At 74.2% G+C, this 18653-nt stretch carries 17 protein-coding genes; 10 read left to right on the top strand and 7 right to left on the bottom strand.

The genetic code is table 11. The features are described from left to right. The first annotated feature begins 89 nt into the window (after window positions 1-89). Together ddaH and AB0O82_RS26590 are read left to right on the top strand one after the other, a co-directional pair. Window positions 90-917, top strand: a complete 828-nt coding sequence (gene ddaH, locus AB0O82_RS26595; RefSeq protein WP_363586456.1) for a dimethylargininase — start codon at window positions 90-92, stop codon at window positions 915-917. Window positions 918-1050: 133 nt separating this feature from the next. Beyond that, complete coding sequence (locus AB0O82_RS26590; protein WP_363586455.1) at window positions 1051-1908, top strand: hypothetical protein; 858 nt, start codon at window positions 1051-1053, stop codon at window positions 1906-1908. 25 nt (window positions 1909-1933) lie between these two features. Here AB0O82_RS26590 and AB0O82_RS26585 read toward each other — a convergent pair whose 3' ends face one another. From AB0O82_RS26585 to AB0O82_RS26565, 5 genes are all read right to left on the bottom strand, one after another. After that, on the bottom strand, window positions 1934-2581 hold the full coding sequence (locus AB0O82_RS26585) for an LUD domain-containing protein (protein WP_363586454.1): 648 nt from the start codon (window positions 2579-2581) through the stop codon (window positions 1934-1936). Beyond that, the gene (locus AB0O82_RS26580) at window positions 2578-4023 is read right to left on the bottom strand and encodes a lactate utilization protein B (RefSeq protein WP_363586453.1); all 1446 of its coding nucleotides are present in this window, start codon (window positions 4021-4023) and stop codon (window positions 2578-2580) included. Before AB0O82_RS26580 ends, AB0O82_RS26585 begins: the two co-directional genes overlap by 4 nt. Beyond that, window positions 4020-4781, bottom strand: coding sequence for a (Fe-S)-binding protein (locus tag AB0O82_RS26575; protein WP_363586452.1), 762 nt, complete (start codon window positions 4779-4781; stop codon window positions 4020-4022). The genes AB0O82_RS26580 and AB0O82_RS26575 overlap by 4 nt, the downstream gene beginning before the upstream one ends. A gap of 105 nt (window positions 4782-4886) precedes the next feature. Continuing rightward, window positions 4887-6065 carry a globin domain-containing protein gene (locus AB0O82_RS26570; protein WP_363586451.1) on the bottom strand — a complete coding sequence of 393 codons (1179 nt, stop codon included), beginning with the start codon at window positions 6063-6065 and terminating at the stop codon, window positions 4887-4889. Between the two features lie 74 nt (window positions 6066-6139). Continuing rightward, the gene (locus AB0O82_RS26565; protein WP_363586450.1) at window positions 6140-6583 is read right to left on the bottom strand and encodes an Rrf2 family transcriptional regulator; all 444 of its coding nucleotides are present in this window, start codon (window positions 6581-6583) and stop codon (window positions 6140-6142) included. Between the two features lie 314 nt (window positions 6584-6897). Here AB0O82_RS26565 and AB0O82_RS26560 point away from each other — a divergent pair, with 314 nt between their 5' ends. From AB0O82_RS26560 to AB0O82_RS26550, 3 genes are all read left to right on the top strand, one after another. After that, window positions 6898-8547, top strand: a complete 1650-nt coding sequence (locus AB0O82_RS26560; RefSeq protein ID WP_363586449.1) for a YncE family protein — start codon at window positions 6898-6900, stop codon at window positions 8545-8547. Window positions 8548-8706: 159 nt separating this feature from the next. Beyond that, window positions 8707-9441, top strand: a complete 735-nt coding sequence (locus tag AB0O82_RS26555) for a PAS domain-containing protein (RefSeq protein WP_363586448.1) — start codon at window positions 8707-8709, stop codon at window positions 9439-9441. 7 nt (window positions 9442-9448) lie between these two features. Then, window positions 9449-10579, top strand: a complete 1131-nt coding sequence (locus AB0O82_RS26550; RefSeq protein ID WP_363586447.1) for an aminotransferase class I/II-fold pyridoxal phosphate-dependent enzyme — start codon at window positions 9449-9451, stop codon at window positions 10577-10579. 77 nt (window positions 10580-10656) lie between these two features. Here the strand turns inward: AB0O82_RS26550 and AB0O82_RS26545 are convergent, their stop codons facing one another. Further along, window positions 10657-11439: a glucosamine-6-phosphate deaminase gene (locus AB0O82_RS26545; RefSeq protein WP_363586446.1), complete on the bottom strand. Its 783-nt coding sequence runs from the start codon at window positions 11437-11439 to the stop codon at window positions 10657-10659. A gap of 275 nt (window positions 11440-11714) precedes the next feature. Then, on the bottom strand, window positions 11715-12122 hold the full coding sequence (locus tag AB0O82_RS26540) for a hypothetical protein (protein WP_363586445.1): 408 nt from the start codon (window positions 12120-12122) through the stop codon (window positions 11715-11717). Between the two features lie 282 nt (window positions 12123-12404). On the opposite strand from AB0O82_RS26540, the gene AB0O82_RS26535 reads away from it, so the two are divergent. From AB0O82_RS26535 to AB0O82_RS26515, 5 genes are all read left to right on the top strand, one after another. Further along, entirely contained in the window at window positions 12405-13166 is a 762-nt protein-coding gene (locus tag AB0O82_RS26535; RefSeq protein WP_363586444.1) for a serine/threonine protein kinase, read from the top strand. Next, the gene (locus AB0O82_RS26530; protein ID WP_363586443.1) at window positions 13163-14749 is read left to right on the top strand and encodes a serine/threonine-protein kinase; all 1587 of its coding nucleotides are present in this window, start codon (window positions 13163-13165) and stop codon (window positions 14747-14749) included. The genes AB0O82_RS26535 and AB0O82_RS26530 overlap by 4 nt, the downstream gene beginning before the upstream one ends. Before the next feature lie 91 nt (window positions 14750-14840). Then, a complete protein-coding gene (locus AB0O82_RS26525; RefSeq protein ID WP_363586442.1) occupies window positions 14841-15941 on the top strand; it encodes an ionic transporter y4hA in 1101 nt (366 codons plus the stop codon). Between the two features lie 392 nt (window positions 15942-16333). Then, window positions 16334-17656 (top strand): geranylgeranyl reductase family protein, encoded by a 1323-nt coding sequence (locus AB0O82_RS26520; RefSeq protein WP_363586441.1) that lies wholly within the window; start codon window positions 16334-16336, stop codon window positions 17654-17656. 221 nt (window positions 17657-17877) lie between these two features. Further along, window positions 17878-18561, top strand: coding sequence for a TNT domain-containing protein (locus AB0O82_RS26515; RefSeq protein ID WP_363586440.1), 684 nt, complete (start codon window positions 17878-17880; stop codon window positions 18559-18561). The last annotated feature ends 92 nt before the right edge of the window (window positions 18562-18653 follow it).

Below are 18653 nucleotides of genomic sequence, written 5' to 3'. Positions count from 1 at the left end.
GCCCGCGCGGGTGTGCGAACAGCCTTGCCGGGGCAGCGGCCTGGGGAACGGAATCCCCGAACTCCCCTGCACCCGAGGATGGTTGAGGAATGCCCACGCAGACCCCGGAGCGCACTGCCAGGCCGCGGCGCTACCTGATGTGCCGGCCGACGTACTTCACCGTCGACTACGCGATCAACCCGTGGATGGACCCGGCGCAGCCCACCGACACCGCGCTCGCCATCCGCCAGTGGGAGCGGCTGTACTGGCTGTACCGCCGCCTCGGCCACACCGTCGAGCTGATCGACCCGGTGCCCGGCCTGCCCGACATGGTCTACGCCGCCAACGGCGCGACCGTGCTGGACGGCCGGGCGCTGGTCGCGACCTTCCGCTACCCGGAGCGGGCCGCCGAGTCCGAGGCCTACCAGGCCTGGTTCCGCTCGCACGGCTACCGCGAGGTGCACCGCGCCGGGCACGTCAATGAGGGCGAGGGCGATCACCTGGTGGCCGGCGGCCGGGTGCTCGCCGGGACGGGCTTTCGCACCTCCCGGGCCGCGCACGCCGAGGCGGGCGAGTTCTTCGGCGTCCCGGTGGTCGGCCTGACCCTGGTCGACCCGCGCTTCTACCACCTGGACACGGCGCTGGCCGTGCTCGCCGACGACCACGTCATGTACTACCCGGAGGCCTTCGACGCCGACAGCCGGGCCGTGCTGCGCACCCTGTACCCGGACGCGATCCTCGCCGACCGGGCCGACGCCGAGGTGTTCGGCCTCAACGCGGTCTCGGACGGGCGCCGGGTGCTGCTGCCCGAGGCCGCGAAACACCTGGCCGGGCGGCTCGTCGAGCACGGCTACCAGCCGGTCCCGGTGGACGTCTCGGAGCTGCTGAAGGGCGGCGGCGGAGCCAAGTGCTGCACGCTGGAGCTGCGGCCCGCCTGAATCGGACCCTGCCGTCCGCACTGCCCTTCGCGCTGCCCTTCGCGCTGCCCTCGCGGACCTTCCCGGCCGCCCCGCCGTCCGGTAGAGGTTGGCCAGGGCATCCGGGGCGGTGCCGTGCCGACAGGAGGGCCACATGCGCGATCAGGCTTCCGCATCCGAGGACGAGGCGGCGCGGCGGCGCAGGGCCGCGTCCGAGCGCCGGAGCACGGACCTCCCGGCCGAGGGCGCCCGGGAGGCCGCGGCCGTCGGCCCGCTGTCCCCTTCGACGGCGCTGCCCCTGCAACGCACCCTCGGCAACGCCGCGGTGGCCCGGCTGGTCGAGCAGCAGCGACACGGCCACGACGCCTCCGGCGGCGCGGGGGTGTCGGTCCAGCGGGCCCCCACGCCCGGAACCGGGCCGGCGACGCAGATCGCGCTCACCCATCTGACGGCCGACGACCTGGAAGGCGAGTGCGGCTACTTCGAGCGCAGGCGGCAGTTGAGCGTCGCCGCGCCCCAGCAGGGCGTCATCATCCAGGAGATCAACCGCGTCTTCGCCGTGGAGGAATGGGACGGTACGGACTGGAACGCGATGTCGGGCAGCCGGATCGACTCGTACATCACCGCGAAGGGGTCGAGCGCCCACGCCACGGTCGCCCGCTACTGGGAGCTGTGGACGGTCGACGCGGCGGGCAACGTCTCGGACGGTGCCGAGGACACCTTCTCGCTGTGCTCGGTCATCCCCGGCCGCAAGCGCAAGGACACCACGCGGGGGACGTACACGATCACGGGCCGGGCGGTGTTCTACCCCACGGCCGTCGCGCCCGCGGACCTTGGCTTCACACCTGGCGGCGCCCCGCCGGCGGGCGGCCTGTTCAGCACGCTGGCCGACCCGTCGGCGGCCATCGCGGGGCAGGGACTGGCCGCTTCCGGGCGGCCGGTCGACTGCCGGGTGCAGGTGGCCTGGGACAGCTCCCAGGGCGACCGGTACAGCGAGGTGACGATGAGCTGAGTCGCCGCGGCCCCGGTCGGCGCGGTCAGCCGTCGACCAGCAGCACCTCCAGGGTGCGCGGGCCGTGCACGCCCTCGACCCGGTCGAGCTCGATGTCGCTGGTCGCGGACGGCCCGGAGATCCAGGTCTGCGGGCGGGCCGGGTCGAGCCGGGGCAGTGTGAGCGGCACGGAGGCGACGACCTGCCCGGGTGCCCGGACGACGCACAGGTGGTGGTCCGGGACGAGGGTGAGCAGCCGCCGCCCCTGGCCCGGCCCGGCGTCCAGCACGATCGTCCCGGTCTCGGCGATCGCGAGCGCGCAGCCGGTGACGACGCTGTCCACGGCGTCGAGCCGGGCGGCGGTGAGCGTGCCGTCGTCGGGGACGGCCGTGACGGCGGTGGCGCTGAGCCAGGCGGGCGGCAGGCCGGGCGGCACGGCGACCGTGCGGCTGCCCCGTTCGGCCAGCAACCGGGCCAGGACGGCGGGCAGTTCGGCCTCGGTGCAGCGGTGCACCCGGGCCCGGTAGTCGGCCAGGTTGTGGTGCAGCAGGTCGAGCAGGGCCGCCGGATCGTCCGGACTGTGCGTGCGCAGGTAGTCCCGGGCGACCGGCTCCTCCGCTGCCCGGTCCCGGCCGGGGGCGGGGTCGGCGAGCGCGGCGCGGATCCGGGCGAGGATCAACTCCCGTGAGGTCATGAGCGGTTCCTCCGCCACCAGTCGCGGAACGGTTCGGCGGGCAGCTCCGGGAGGTCCCGGGTGTCGGTCCAGGCCCGGCCCGGGCCGGGCAGTCGGCGAGGGTGCAGCGCGCGGGTGCGCCCGGCGAGCCGCTCGGCGGCCGCGAGCGCCGCCGGGTGGTCGAGCACGTACCCGGCGGCCGCGATCGCGGCCCGCTCCAGCGGGTGCCCGCCCTGCTCGGCGACCCGCTCGCGCAGGTGCACCAGCACCTCGGGGATGTCGATCGCCACCGGGCAGACCTGGTAGCAGGCCCCGCAGAGTGAGGAGGCGTACGGCAGTGAGGCGTCCAAGGGGCTGGTGGTGCCGCGTAGTTGGGGTGTCAGGATGGCGCCGATCGGGCCCGGGTAGACCGAGCCGTAGGCGTGGCCGCCGGCCCGCTCGTACACCGGGCAGACGTTGAGGCAGGCCGAGCAGCGGATGCAGCGCAGCGCTTGGCGGCCGACCTGGTCGGCGAGCGCGGCGGTGCGCCCGTTGTCGAGCAGCACGAGGTGGAAGGCGGACGGGCCGTCGCCTTCCGTGGTGCCGGTCCAGAGCGAGGTGTACGGGTTCATCCGCTCGGCGGTGGAGGAGCGGGGGAGCAGCTGCAGGAAGACCTCCAGGTCCTGCCAGGTCGGTACGACCTTCTCGATCCCGACCACGGAGATCAGCGTGCGCGGCAGGGTGAGGCACATCCGGCCGTTGCCCTCGGACTCGACGACCACCAGGGTGCCGGTCTCGGCGACCATGAAGTTGGCGCCGGAGACGGCGACCCGGGCGCGCAGGAACTTCTCCCGCAGGTGCAGCCGGGCCGCTTCGGCGAGTTCGGCGGGGGAGTCGGTCAGCCCCTCGGGTGCGGGGCGGCCCCAGGCGGCCATCCGTTCGGCGAAGATCTCCCGGATCTCGGCGCGGTTGCGGTGGATCGCGGGCACCAGGATGTGCGAGGGCCGGTCCTCGCCCAACTGCACGATGAGCTCGGCGAGATCGGTCTCGTACGCGGTGATCCCCTCGGCGGCGAGCGCCTCGTTGAGCCCGATCTCCTGGGTGGCCATCGACTTGACCTTGACGACCTCCGTCTCTCCCGTGGCGCGGACCAGGTCGGCGACGATCCGGTTGGCCTCCTCGGCGTCGGCCGCCCAGTGCACGATGCCGCCGGCCGCGGTGACGGCCTCCTCCAACTGGACGAGGTAGCGGTCGAGATGGCGCAGCGTGTGGTCCTTGATCGCCTTGCCGGCCGCACGCAGTTCGGCCCAGTCGTCGAGTTCGGCGACGGCGCGGGCCCGTTTGTCCCGGATGGTGTGGGTGGCGTGCCGCAGGTTGGCGCGCAGCCGTTCGTCCCGGACGGCCGCCGCTGCGGCCTGTGGGAAGGTCGCCTGCGGGGAGGCCGCCTGCCGGAAGGCGGGCATGCCGAGGAAGGTGCCGGTCATGCGGGCCTCCACGGGTGTTCCTCGGTGCTGGCGAGGATCTCCGCCAGGTGCAGCGGGCGCAGGGCCGCGCCCCGGCGGCGCAGCGTGCCGCCGAGGTGCAGCAGACAGGAGTTGTCGGCGCCGCACAGGACTTGGGCGCCGGTGCCGAGCGCGTGGGCGATCTTGTCCTCGGCCATGGCCGCCGAGACGGCCGCGTTCTTGACCGCGAAGGTGCCGCCGAAGCCGCAGCACTCCTCGGCGCCGGGCAGTTCGACCAGTTCCAGTCCCCGGACGGCGCGCAGCAGCCGCAGCGGCCGTTCGCCGAGGCCGAGCACCCGCAGGCCGTGGCAGGAGGGGTGGTAGGTGACGGTGTGCGGGAAGTGCGCGCCGACGTCCTCGACGCCGAGCACATCGGTGAGGAACTCGGTCAGCTCGTACACCCGGGGCGTCAACGCGGCGGCCATGGAGTCGAGTTCGCCGCCCCGGCCGTCGGCGGCGGCCCGGGCTCCGATCCGCGGGTAGTTGTCCCGGACCATGGCCACGCACGATCCGGAGGGCGTCACCACGTGCTCGTACCCGGCGAAGGCCCGTGCGGTGCGCCGCAGCAGCGGCTCGCACGCCCGCCGGTAGCCGGTGTTGTACTGCGGCTGCCCGCAGCAGGTCTGCCCGGCGGGGAAGTCCACGGTCACGCCGAGGCGTTCGAGCAGCCGGACGGTGGCGACCGCCGTGGCGGGGAACAGAGCGTCGTTGACGCAGGTGGCGAACAGTGCGACCCGCATCGGCCCTCCCTTCGTCCGGCGACACCGGCCGGCCCGCTCGCGATCGTACCGAGCGGGCCGGCCGGGGCGGGGGATCTCGGGGACCTCGTGGGGTCCCAGGGGATCTCAGGCGAGCCAGAGGTCGGGGCCGAACACCTCGTAGTGGATGTCCGCCGCCGGGACGCCCGCCGCGAGGAGCTGCTCGCGGACGGCGCGCAGGAAGGGCAGCGGGCCGCACAGGTAGGCGGTGGTGCCGGCCGGGACGTCGACGGTGGCGAGGTCGACCAGGCCGGTGCGCTCGGCGGGCCAGTCGCCGAGCGGCCGCTCGTAGAAGACGTGGGCGGTGGCGTTCGGCAGCTTGGCGGTGAGCTGGGCGAGGTCGGCGCGGAAGGCGTGGGTGAGCTGGTCGCGGTCGCCGTGCACCGAGACGACCTGCCGGGCGGAGCCGGTGGCGGCGAGGTGGTCGAGCATGGCGGTCATCGGGGTGTTGCCGATGCCGGCGGAGGCGAGCAGCACCGGCCCGTCGCCGTCGGCGAGGGCGATGTCGCCGAGCGGGGGCGCGAGGTGGACGAGGCCGCCGGTGTGCAGGTGGTCGTGCAGGTGGGCGGAGACCTCGCCGCCGGGCTCACGCTTGACGGTGAAGCGCAGCGCGCCGTCGGCGGTGCCGGAGAGGCTGTACTGGCGGATCTGCCGGGCGCCGTCGGGCAGTTCGGTGCGCACCGAGACGTACTGGCCGGGCCGGGCGGCGGGGACGGGGCCGCCGTCGGCGGGGCGCACCAGGAAGCTGGTGACGGTGTCGGTCTCCTGGTAGCGGGCGACGACGGTGTAGGGGCGCCAGAGGTCGGCCTGGTCGCCGCCGGCGGCGGCCTCGGCGCGCAGCCGGTCCTCGACGGCGACGAGGGCGTTGGCCATCAGCCAGTACACCTCGTCCCAGGCGGCGGCGACCTCGGGCGTGACGGCTTCGCCGAGCACCTCGACGATGGCGGCGAAGAGGTGCTCGTGGACGATCCGGTACTGGCTGCTGTCGATTCCGACGGAGACGTGCTTGTGGGCGATCCGGGCGAGCATCGCGTCCGGCCGCTGGTCGGGGTGGGCGACCAGCGCGCCGGCGAAGGCGGCTATCGACCCGGCGAGCGCCTGCCGCTGGGTGCCGTTGGCCTGGTTGCCGCGGTTGAACAGGTCGCGCAGCAGCTCCGGGTGGGCGGCGAACATGCGGTCGTAGAAGAGCGGGGTGATGTCTCCGATGGCGCCGCCCACGACGGGCAGGGTGGCCTCGATGACCTCGGCGGACTTGGCGGACAGCATCAGTCCGGCTCCTAACTGGTATGTGAGATTCGCATTAAAGGCCGTGCGTGAGCCCGGCCCCGGGGGGTGGGGGATCAGTCGGTGGGCCTGGCGGTGAGGCCGAGCAGCACCGGGCCGGTGGGTGCGGCCACCAGGTCGTCGATGCTGAGCGGGTCGAGTGCGGCGAAGAACGCCTCCTGGGCGGTCCGCAGCGCACCGCGCAGACGGCACGCGGCCCGCAGCGGGCACGGCGGGTCGTCCTCGCAGCCGACCACGTCGCCGACCCCCTCCAGCTCGCGCAGGAGCAGCCCGAGTGAGCCGGTCCGCCCGGCGAAGGTGAGCAGCAGCCCGCCGCCGCGCCCGCGCCGGGCCTCCACCACGCCGAGGTGCTGCAGGCGGCTGACCACCTTCGCCGCGTGGGTGTACGGCACGCCGACCGCCTCGGCCACCTCGCGGGTGGTCGGGTTGGCGTCCTCGCTCAGGACGGCCAGCCGCATGGCGATCCGCAGGGCGATGTCGGTGCTCTTGGTCAGCCTCACGTTCGAAACGCTATCGAATGCGACTCCACAACTCCAATTTCCTGCACGCCCCCGCCCCGACCGGCCCCCGACCGACCCATGACCCATCCACGGTCGGCCCGCGCCCCGCCCCCGGCCGGTCCCTGGTCGCGACGGGGCGCGGCCGGCGGGGTGGCTGCTGTCCGAATCTCGGTCGAATCTGAACAGTTGGCGACATTACCGATCAGCCCCTGACGGATGGTCATACCGGCTTCTACGCTTCGTGCGGCTCCGGATCCGCAGGGGGCTGGAGCGACCGGCGTTGCATCCCTTGACCGACCATGCTGGAGAGACTCGTGAGAACACGTCGCGCACCCGGGCGCACCTGGACGGCCGTGACCGCGATAGCCGCGGCCACGGCCGCACTGCTGTCGCAGCCCGCCACCGCCGAGGCCGCCACACCGCCGCCGACCGTCAAGGCGCACGTGCCGGTGGCGCCCTACCCGGCGGGCGTGGCGCTCACGCCGGACGGCGGCCACGCCTACGTGACGAGCCAGAGCAGCGGCACCGTGAGCGTGCTGGACACCGCGAGCAACACGGTGGCCGCCACCTTCACCGCCGGCACCGGCTCCTACGCGGTCGCCCTGTCCCCCGACGGGCACCGGGCGTACCTGACCCACCACCTCGACGGCACCGTCAGCGTCGTGGACACCACGAGCAACACCGTGACGGCCACCGTCCCGGTCGGCGCCCAGCCGTGGGGCCTCGCGCTCTCCGCGGACGGCTCGCGCGCCTACGTCGGCAACGCCGGGGCCGACACCGTGAGCGTGCTGGACACCACCACCAACACGGTCACCGCCACCGTCCCGGTCGGCGCCGAGCCGCACGGGCTGGCCGTCTCGGCGGACGGCAAGCGGCTCTACGTCGCCGCCTCCGGCGCGAAGGCGGTGAACGTGATCGACACCGCGAGCAGCACGGTGAGCGCCACCGTTCCCGTCGGCCGCAGCGTCTTCGGTCTCGCGCTCAGCCCGGACGGCACCCGGCTGTGGGCCGCAGACGCCGACGACGCCACCGCCAGCGTCCTCGACACCACCGGCAACACGCTCGTCGGCACCGTCGCCGTCGGCGCCGGCCCGTACGCCGTCTCGCTCGCCCCGGACGGCAGCGCCGCGTACGTCTCCAACTACGCCGACAACACGGTCAGCGTCGTGGACACCGCCAGCCGGACGGTCACCGCGACCGTCCCGGTCGGCGCGAGCCCGTACAGCCTGGCGATCACCGGCGACGGCCGGCGCGGCTACCTCACCGACTTCACCGGCGGCGCCGTCGACGTGCTCGACTTCCCGCTGCCCGTCCCGGCCGTCACCGGGATCAGTCCGTCCGGCGGCTCGGGGGTCGGCGGCACGACGGTGACCGTCACCGGCACCGACCTGAACGGCGCCACCGCCGTGACCTTCGGCGCGGCGGGCGCCGCCACCGCCTTCAACTGCACCAGGACCAGCTGCACCGCCACCGCCCCCGCCACCGCGGTGACCGGGCCGGTGGACGTCCGGGTCACCACGCCCGGCGGCACCAGCGCCGCCGTCGCCGCCGACCGCTTCAGCTACACGGCCCCCAGTGCCCACCTCGGCGTCGCCCTGACCGCCACGCCGGTGTCCAACCTGCTGAGCGGCCGGGTCGACTACACCGTCACGCTGACCGGCCAGGGCCCCGACACGCTGACCTCGGGCACCGTCTCCGCCGACCTCCCGGCCGGCCTCGCGGCGACCTCCAGCGACTGCACCATCGCGGGCACCAAGCTCACCTGCAAGCTCACCGGGCCGCTCGCCAAGGGGGCGAGCACCACCCGGCACTTCTCGATCTCGGTCGGCCTGCTCAGCCTGATCCGCAGCTTCGACGTCACGGTGGCCCGCACCGCCGGCGTGCCCGCCGACCCGACCCCGGCCACCAGCCGGGACACCCGCAGCTGCACCGCCGTCCTCGGACTGCTGATCACCTGCCACTGACCCTCCCCGAGCACCGAAGGCCCCGCCTGCGTCGGCGGGGCCTTCGTCGTCGCCGCAGGTGCCGGATGCCCGGACGAAACGGCTGAACGAAACGCCTGAACGAAACGTCGCGGGTGAATCGTCTGGACTAAACGTCTGGCCTGGACGTACAGTCCGAGCATGACCACCGAAACCCCCGACCCGCGCGTCCGGACCTGGACACCGGTCTGCCGCGCCGTGGCCCTGCTGCTCGGGCCGTACGCCGAGGTGGTGCTGCACGACGCCACCGCCGACCGGGTGCTGGCCATCTGGAACCCGATGACCCCCCGCACCCCCGGTGACCCGTCGCTGCTCGGCGAACTGGACACCCTCGACCCGTCCGCCCCGGACGTCTACGGGCCCTACGAGAAGCTGCTGCCCGACGGGCGCCGGCTCTCCTCCGTCAGCGCCGTGCTGCGCGACGACGCCGGACGGCCCTCGGCGGTGCTCTGCGTCAACCTCGACCGGGGCCCGCTGGAGCACGCCGCCGCCCTGCTGGCGGGTTTCGCCGCGCCCACCGCGCCCCGCCCCGAACCGCTCTTCGAGCGCGACTGGACGGAGCGGATGAACGACGTGATCGGCGGCTACGTCCGCGCGCACGGCCGCCCGCTCGAACGCTTCGGCCGCGAGGACCGGCTCGCCGTCCTGCGCGAACTCGACCAGGCCGGGGTGTTCGCGGTCCGCCGCGCCGTCCCGGCCGTCGCCACCGCACTGCGGGTCTCCCGTTCGACCGCCTACACCCTGCTCGCCGAGCTCAAGCAGGCCCCCGAGCCCCGGCAGGCCCCTGAGCCCTGGCAAGCCCCTGAGAACCAGCAGGCCCCCGAGTCCCAGCACCGGCACCCCGGCGCCGGCGCCGGCGCCGACGAGAGCGAGTGACAGAGAGATGACCAGGCTCCCCGACTTCCGACTCGAAACCTACTTCTCGCGCTGGGAGTTCAGCGCCCGCCACCACCTCGCCGCCTCCGACGCCCAGACCATGACGATGGCCGAACTCCTCGCCCTGGCCGGCCCCGAGGACCGCCGGGCCTGGGACGGCCTCGCCCTCGGCTACACCGAGACCTACGGCGATCCGGAGCTGCGCCGCGCCATCGCCGGGATGTACCAGGAGGTCGACGCCGACGACGTGCTCTGCTTCGGCGGCGCGCAGGAGGGGCTCAACCTCGCCATGCAGGTGCTCCTCGGCCGGGGCGACCACGCCGTGGTGGTGACCCCCAACTACCAGTCCGCCGAGACCATCCCGCTCTCCCTCTGCGAGGTCACCGGCGTCGCCCTGGACGAGAAGGACGACTGGGCGCTCGACCTCGACGCGGTCGCGGCCGCACTGCGCCCGAACACCCGGGTGCTGTCGGTGAACTTCCCGCACAACCCGACCGGCAAGGTCATCGACGCGGCCGACTTCACGCGTCTGGTGGAGCTGTGCGACGAGCGCGGCATCCGGCTCTTCTCCGACGAGGTCTACCGCGGTCTGGAGCGCGACCCGGCCCGGGCGCTGCCGCAGGCCGCCGACCTCTCCGCACGCGCCCTCTCGCTCAACGTCACCTCGAAGTCGCTCGGCCTGCCCGGCCTGCGGATCGGCTGGATCGCCTGCCGCGACCGGGAGTTGCGCTCCCGGCTGGAGCGGGCCAAGCACTACACCACGATCTGCAACTCGGCGCCGAGCGAGGTGCTGGCCCGCATCGCGATCAACGCCCGCGAGCAGATCCTGGCGCGCAACCGCGCGATCATCGCGGAGAACCTGCCGCGGTTCGACGCGTTCTTCGCCGAGTTCGGCGACCTCTTCGAGTGGCGCGCCCCGGACGGCGGCTGCGTCGCCTACCCGCGCTACCTCGGGGCGGACGGGGTCGAGGACTTCTGCACCGCGCTGGTCGAGCAGGCGGGCGTCCTGCTGCTGCCCGCGAGCATGTTCCACTCCGACCTGACGCCCGCTCCCGCCGACCGCTTCCGGATCGGCCTGGGGCGCCGCGATCCGGGCCCCGCCCTGGCGGCCTTCGGCGACTGGCTCCGCACGCGCTGACCGCCGGGCGCTGCCGGGAAGGAACGTGGGTCGGGCCCGTGCGGGAGGCGACTGCCTCCCGCACGGGCCCGCCGACCTCAGAGCTTCTGCCAGGCCGGCTTGGCGGCGTAGGTGTCGCGGAAGTAGTCGGCGAGCTTGAGGCCGGAGGCGGCGGCCTCGTCGACCACCACGGTGGCGTGCGGGTGGAGCTGCAGCGCCGAGGCGGGGACGGCAGCGGACAGCGGGCCCTCGACGGAGAGGGCGACGGCCTCGGCCTTGGCCTCGCCGGTGGCGAGCAGGACGAGGTGGCGCGCCTCCAGGATGGTCCCGATGCCCTGGGTGATGACGTGGTGCGGGACCTCGTCGAGGCTGTCGAAGAACCGGGCGTTGTCCTCCCGGGTCTGCCGGGTGAGCGTCTTGATCCGGGTCCGGGAGGCCAGCGAGGAGCAGGGCTCGTTGAAGCCGATGTGGCCGTCGGTGCCGATGCCGAGCAGTTGGAGGTCCACGCCGCCGGCCGCGGCCAGCGCGCGGTCGTAGGCGGTGGCCGCCGCGGCGATGTCCGTCGCGTTGCCGTCCGGGCCGAGGAAGGAGTCCTCGGTCAGGCCCAGCGGCTCGACGACCTCGCGCAGCACCACCGAACGGTAGGACTCGGGGTGGCCGGCGGGCAGGCCGACGTACTCGTCGAGCTGGCAGATGCGCGCCCGGGAGGCGTCGAGCCGGCCGTCGCGGACCCGCTCGGCGAGGGCCTGGTAGATCGGCAGCGGCGTCGAGCCGGTCGCCACGCCGAGCAGGGCCTCGGGCTTGCCGGTCAGCAGATCGGTGATCGCCGCGGCGATGAGTTCGCCGGCCGCTGAGGCGTCAGGGACGATCACGATTTCCATACTGGTCCACCGTTCTGAGCCGGGTGCTTGGTCTAGACCCTTGAGGTCTAGACCAGTTTGCCGTGAACGGGTGCCCCAGGTCCACTCGGGCCCTGGTCGGAGCCGCTCTGCCGGCCCCGGACCGCCGGGAGCCGACCTGCGAGGGCGCCGCATGCCGACGGGCCGGCCGCCGGGTGCGCTGGCGGCCGGCCCTGGAGCCGGGGCGCGGGCGCCCCGGCGGATGGGGTGGGTCGGGTCGATCGAGGGCCCCGGTGCTGGTGGAGCGGCGGGGTCCGTCAGAACGGGTTGGTGCAGGTGGTGACCTGCTGGGTCGCCTCCAGTGCCGGGCCGGCGGTGGCGCAGATGATCCGCAGGTCGGTGGTGACGACGCGCGGGGTGACCGCCTTCGCGGAGCCCAGGCGCACGGTGGTCGCGGAGGCGATCGTCTCCCACGGGCTGCCCCAGGCCTTCTGGGTCCGCACCGCGACCTGAACCATCGTCAACTGGCGCGGGTCGGCGGAGACCTGGGCGACGCCGAAGAAGCCCTCACCGTCGTGCTGGTGCGAGATGCAGGGCTTGTTGAGCACGGAGGCGCAGGCCACCGCTTCGTTCTCGGTCGTCGCCGGGGCCGCGATGGCCGGTCCGGCCGCCAGGCCTGCTATCCCTGCCACCATCATCGTCACAGCTGCGATCCGAGCGCGCATGATATGAACCTCCTTGGAAATTAAGGGGATCTCACTCCTTGAGATGAGTCTTGCACAGAACGTGGACATGCCGTGTGTGTGTTGCGTCACACTCAAGGTGACCATTCAACTACGTGCTGCAACCACCCGTCGAACGGTCGACGGACCGGCAGGTGGGCGGCCCGGGGGCAACTCGGCGACGCCCGGGTCGGGTTGGCGGTGTCCCTTCACTCGTCCGAGTGGCGAACTGCCGTCGGGGCGAATCGGGCCGTTAGCATCGACCCGAACCACGGAGGTGTCGGCGTGGACACGGTCATCGTGCAACTGCCCGACCGGGAGCCCGTGATGGCACCCGGCGAACCGCCCGGCCTGCTGCGGATGGGCCCCGGCGAGGCCGCGGCGTTCGGGCGCGGCGAGCCCGGCCGTCCGGCCCCCATCCCCCTGCCCGACCAGGGCGTCTCCCGGCGCGCGGGGGAGGTCACCGCCGCCGAGGACTACTGGCGGCTGTCCAACTTCAGCACCTCCGCCACCTACGTGGTGGAAAACCTGGAGGGCGCGGGCGAGCACGTCAAGGTGGCGCCCGGCCGGCTCGGCGCGCCCGTGCCGTTCGAGTTCTCCCGGGTGCTGCTGCCCGCCCTCGGCGAACCCGCCTGGTTCAAGGTCTTCGCCCCGCAGCACGCCTACCTGGAGGGCCGGCCCGGCGGCGTCGGCGGCGAACTCACCGTCAGCCCGTTCGCCCTCGACCCGACCGCCAAGTACTTCCTGGTGCTGCTCGCGCTCTGCGAGCCCCGGCTGCGCTCGCCCTCCGCCGCCGTCGTCCCCGGTGTGACGGAGGTGCTGGCCCGGCTGCGCGCCCTGCCCTCCTGCCACGGGCTGACCCGCTCGGCGGTCAACTACCACATCGACTACCTGGTGTGGACGAAGCTGCGGCTGCGCGAGCCCTACGAGGACGGCCCCGGCGGCGGCAAGCGCGAGGAACTCGCGGCCCTGGCGCTGAAGTTCGACCTCGTCCGGGAGGAGCACCTGGCCCTGCTCCCGCCCCGGCGCCCGGCCGCCCGACCGTGAGGCCCGCCGGCCAGGCGCCCGACGGGCAGCCGCCCGACGAGCCGGCGTCCGAGCAGTGGGTGCCGGAGAAGGACCAGCCCCCGCCGGACCAGCAGTTCGAGGTACCGGCCGGCTACCGGCTCGCTGGCTACCGCACCGGCGCCTACCTCGGGGCCGGCGCCTGGGGCAGCGTGTACGCGGCCGAAGGCCCCGACGGCGCCCCGGCCGCCGTCAAACTGCTCAGCCCCGCCCGGCTCAGCCCCGGCCAGCGGCGGACCATGACGGAGGTCGCCCGCAGCGAGATGCGCTTCAGCCGCCGCGCGGACCACCCCCACCTGATCCGCACCCTCGCCGTGACGGTCGTCGACGACCCGGCCCACCCCGGCCTGGACGGCGCAGTCGCCCTGGTGATGGAACGCGCCGCCCGCAGCCTCCAGGACGTCCTCGCCGCCGCCCGCCCCGGCACCCCGGTGCCCGGCGCCGGACGCGTCCTCACCGAGGTCTGCGCCGGGCTCACCCACATGCACCGGGGCGGCTGGGTGCACGGGGATCTCAAACCGGCCAACATCCTGCTGATGCCCGACGGCACCGCCAAGATCGCGGACTTCGGCCTCACCGCCGAACTGGAGGGCACCCACGCCTACACGCCGCCGCTCGGCTCGCCCGACCACGTCCCGCCCGAGTGGTGGTCCGAGCGCACCGGCGCGCGCGGCGTCGCGGTGCGCCCCAGCGCCGACATCTGGGCCTTCGGGGTGATCGCCCACCAGGTGCTCACCGGCGGCCTGCACCCGTTCCTCGGCGCCACCGCCCGGGCCCGCTCGCTGGCCGCCCAGGCGTACGCGCGCGGCGCGGCGCCGCTGCGGCTGGACGAGGCGCTGCCCGGGCCCTGGCGGGCCGTGGTCACCGCCTGCCTGGCCCCCGGGCGGGAGGAGCGGGCCCGCGCCGACCTCGCCGCGCTGGTCGCCCGGGCTGGCGCGCGTCCGGCCTGCCGCCGCGGCGGCGCCCTGCGGGCCGCCACCGGCCTGCTGGCCTGCGCCGTCACCGTCCTCGCCCTGACCGGGGCCCCCGAGCCGGAGGCCGCGGAGCATGGCGCGGCAGTACCTGCCGTGGGGTCGGCCGCCCACCCGGCCGCGCCCCCGCTGCCCGGCGCGATCCCGGCCGGCTCCGACGTCCCGGTGGCCTACCGCGGCATGATCGAGGTCGCCGCCCGGCGCTGCCCCGAGCCCGAGATCACCCCGGCGCTGCTGGCCGCGATGCTCAAGGCCGAGAGCGGCTTCGACCCGAACGCGGCCCGTCCCGAGACCGGCGAGTACGGCATCGCCATGTGGACGCCCGCCGTCTTCGACGCCTGGGCGAAGGCCGCGGCCCACGACGGCCCCAAGTCCTACCTGGATCCGGGCGACGCGATCGCCGCGATGGGCAACTACGTCTGCTGGCTGGACCAGCAGCTCAAGCACCGGGGCCTCACCCGCGACCTGCCGGCCCTGGTGACCGCCGCCTACCGGACCAGCGACAAGACCGTGGCGGCCGCCGGAGGCGTCCCGGAACGGGTCCGCCCGCACGTCGACAAGGTGCTCCGGTACCTCGCCGACTACGGCGGGTGAGCGGGCAAAACGGGATGAGTTGTACCACATCCCTACGTATCCCGGCGCGGGCAACCGGGTGGGCGGCCCCCGGTCTGGGATGCTCGGCGGCATGATCACGAAGCTCCGCGCGGCCGCCGCGCAATGGACCGTCGTCGTTCCGGTGGTGTCGTTCGTCGTCCTCGCCCTGACCTGGCACCGGGACCTGCCCGGTTGGGTGGTGGGCGTCGTCGCCTGCTTCCTGGCCGGCGCCGTGCTCGCCGCCGTGCACCACGCCGAGGTGATCGCGCACCGGGTCGGGGAACCCTTCGGATCGCTCGTGCTCGCGGTGGCGGTCACCGTGATCGAGGTCGCGCTGATCGTGACGCTGATGGCCGACGGCGGCTCCAAGTCCGCCACCCTGGCCCGGGACACCGTGTTCGCCGCCGTGATGATCACCTGCAACGGCATCCTCGGCCTGTCCATCCTGGTCGCCGCGATCAAGTACCGGACCGCCGTCTTCAACGCCGAGGGCACCGGCGCCGCGCTCGCCTGCATCGGCACCCTGGCGACCCTCAGCCTGGTGCTGCCGACCTTCACCACCAGCTCCCCGGGCCCGCAGTTCTCCACCACCCAGCTGGTCTTCGCGGCCACCGCCTCGATCGTGCTGTACGGGCTGTTCGTGACCACCCTGACCTTCCGGCACCGGGACTACTTCCTGCCGGTCACCCCCGAGGGCCGGGTGCTCGACGAGGAGGACCACGCCGCGCCGCCGACCGCCAGGGCCGCCTGGATCAGCCTGCTGCTGCTCGGCGTGGCCCTGGTCTCCGTGGTCGGCCTCGCCAAGGGCGTCTCGCCGACCATCGAGTCCGCCGTGGACGACGCCGGACTGCCGCACTCCGTCGTCGGCGTCGTGATCGCCCTGCTCGTCCTGCTGCCGGAGACCATCGCGGCGCTGCGCGCGGCCCTGCGCAACCGGTTGCAGACCAGCCTCAACCTGGCCCTCGGCTCGGCGCTCGCCAGCATCGGCCTGACCATCCCGGCCGTCGCGATCGCCTCCTCCTGGCTCTCCGGCCCGCTCGTCCTCGGCCTCGGCCCGGCGCACATGGTGCTGCTGACCCTGACCGTCGTGCTCGGCACCCTGACGGTCATCCCGCGCCGGGCCACCCCGCTCCAGGGCGCCGTGCACCTCGCCGTGCTGGCCGCCTACGTGGTGCTGGCGCTCAACCCCTGACGCCGCCGGTGGCAGTTCCACGGAGCCCCTGCCGTCCGACACCGCCGTCGGAGGCAGGGGCTCCGTGGTCTCCCGGGGGAGCGTGTCGGACGGCGGCCCGCCGACGGGCCGGGCCCCGTCTCCGGCGCGGTGGTCAACGGCGGGCCCCGACCCGGCGGGTGACCGCGCAGCCGCCCCCGTGGCCGGTATTGACCGGTCATCGGGGCGGGCCCGCGTGTCGGGGCGGCGGGCGGGTGCCGTGGTTCTCTATCGTCCGTCTCGGACCGCCGAGTCCGGCCGCGTCCGAATGGCCCCGTCCGAACAACCTGTCCGAATGACCCTGTCCGAGTCCGTCCGGGCAGCCCTGCGGCCCCGTCGGGCCCGCAGTCGATCCGACCCCGTGGGAGTGCGTGATGCCCGGCCCAGAGCAGCAGGTGCCCGCAGACGGCGGCCGGGCCCCCCGGCCCGCCCGGACCGAGGAGAACGCCGACGTCATCGTGGTCGGCGCAGGCCCGGCCGGCTCCACCGCCGCCTACCACCTCGCCCGCACCGGCCTGGACGTCCTGCTGCTGGAGAAGTCCGCGTTCCCGCGCGAGAAGGTCTGCGGCGACGGCCTCACCCCGCGCGCCGTCAAGCAGTTGACCGACCTCGGCATCGACGTCTCCGAGCAGGCCGGCTGGCTGCACAACCAGGGGCTGCGGCTGATCTCGGGCCGGCGCGCGCTGGAGTTCGACTGGCCCGAGCTGTCCGCCTACCCCGGCCACGGACTCGTCCGCCGGCGCGCCGACTTCGACGAACTGCTCGCCCGCCGGGCCGCCTCGGCCGGCGCCCGGCTGATCGAACGGGCCAACGTGGCGGGCCCGTTGGTGGACGAGCGGAGCGGCCGGATCACCGGCGTCACCGCGAAGCTCGGCGACGAGCGCCGGCCCGTCAGCTACCAGGCGCCGGTCGTGGTCGCCGCCGACGGCAACTCCACCCGCCTCTCCGTCGCGATGAAGCGCTACCGCCGCACCGACCGCGCCATGGGCGTCGCCTACCGCACCTACTTCACCACCCCCCGCCACCAGGACCGCTACCTGGAGGCCTGGCTCGACCTGCGCGACCCGGGCGACCCCGCCCGCCGCCTGCTGCCCGGCTACGCCTGGGTGTTCGGCATGGGCGACGGCACCGCCAATGTCGGCCTCGGGGTCCTCGACACCGCCCACGTCGACCTCGACTGGCGCGACCTGCTCCGCCGCTGGTGCGACAACCTGCCGCCCGCGTACGGCTACACCCCCGACGCCGTCACCGAGCCCGTCCGCGGCTCCGCCCTCCCGATGGGCCTCAACCGCCAACCCCACTACGCCGACGGCCTGTTGCTCATCGGTGACGCCGGCGGCACGGTCAGCCCCGGCACCGGCGAAGGCATCGCCTACGCGATGGAATCCGGCCGCTACGCCGCCGAGACCATCGTCCAGGCCCTCGCCCGGCGCACCGACCGCGGCCGCGAACTGGCCCTGCGCGCCTACCCGCAGGCGCTGCGCTCCGCCTACGCCGGCTACTTCGCGCTCGGCCGCCTCGCCGCCGACCTGCTCGGCCGGCCCAGGCTGCTCGGCGCGGCCGGCGCCGCCGGGCTCGGCCACCCGGCGCTGCTGAAGGTGGCGTTCCGGCTCATGGTCAACCTCACCGAGCCCAACTCCAAGGACGCCCTCGACCGGCTGCTCCACCTGGTCGGGCGGGTCGCGCCGGGGCGCTGACGGGGCCGGCCGTCCGGAGTGTCCGGCCGGTGCCGAACCGTTCATTCTTTCGGGTGAACCGGTCCGGCGTCCGGGGGTTGGCCGGAACCGGGGAATTCGGTGCGCCTTCGGCCAAGTCGTGTTGACGGATGATCAGCTGATCCGCTTGCCTGGTGCCGAAACGGACACGGAGGGTGAGCAGGACGCCCCCTCCGTGCGACCCCCCTCACGACGGAGACACCGTGCGCCTTCGCCTTCGCCTGCTCGTCGCGCCACTCGCCGCGGCCGCCGCCCTGATCGCCCCGAGCATCCCGGCCGCCGCGGCCGACACCGCCACCGCGGGCACCTCCGCCCGGGCCGCCACGCCCTCCGACGAGTGCTCCGCCGACTTCTACCAGGGTGACAAGCGGCTCGGCCCCGCCGACCTGCCCACCACCGGCCGGGTCGGCAGGGAACTCGTCGGGTACCAGCGCACCGGCTCCCTGAGCGAGCAGCAGTTCCTCACCACCTACTATGACCCGGCCGGCAACAACGGCGCCGGCGGCTGGATCTACCCGCCGTCCGACGGCTACGTCACCCTGCCCGACGGCACCCCGGTCGAGTTCGATCTCACGCTCTACCCGAACCAGAACATCGACCGCTACGGCAGCGAGTACGGCGCCTTCCTCGCCCCCGAGGGACTGCCCTACTCCACCCGCTCCATCCCGCCGCAGAGCCTCGACGGCACCCCGCCGGCGGGCTGCAACTACCACGACTACAAGGTGGTCAAGCCCTTCAAGGTGCACGCCGGCCCGATCGCCCCGTGGTTCGGCCAGCCCGGCTGGGGCCTGCAGTACCAGCTCGACGCGAGCCTGCTGCCCGGCGGCCCGGCCAAGCTGAACGTGCTCTGGCTGGTCGACAACGGGTACCTGTCCCGGATCGTCTGACCCGGCCGTCCGGGCGGCGCACGGCGGGCCCGCCGTGCGCCGCCCCGCGCACCGGCCGGCCCGGGCGTCACCGCCGGGCCGCTCGACCACCG

It is taken from the genome of Kitasatospora sp. NPDC088264 (assembly GCF_040685715.1).
Classification (GTDB): Bacteria; Actinomycetota; Actinomycetes; order Streptomycetales; family Streptomycetaceae; genus Kitasatospora.
Note: the sequence above shows the minus strand (reverse complement) of the source record. Positions and strands in the feature narration are given on the sequence as shown.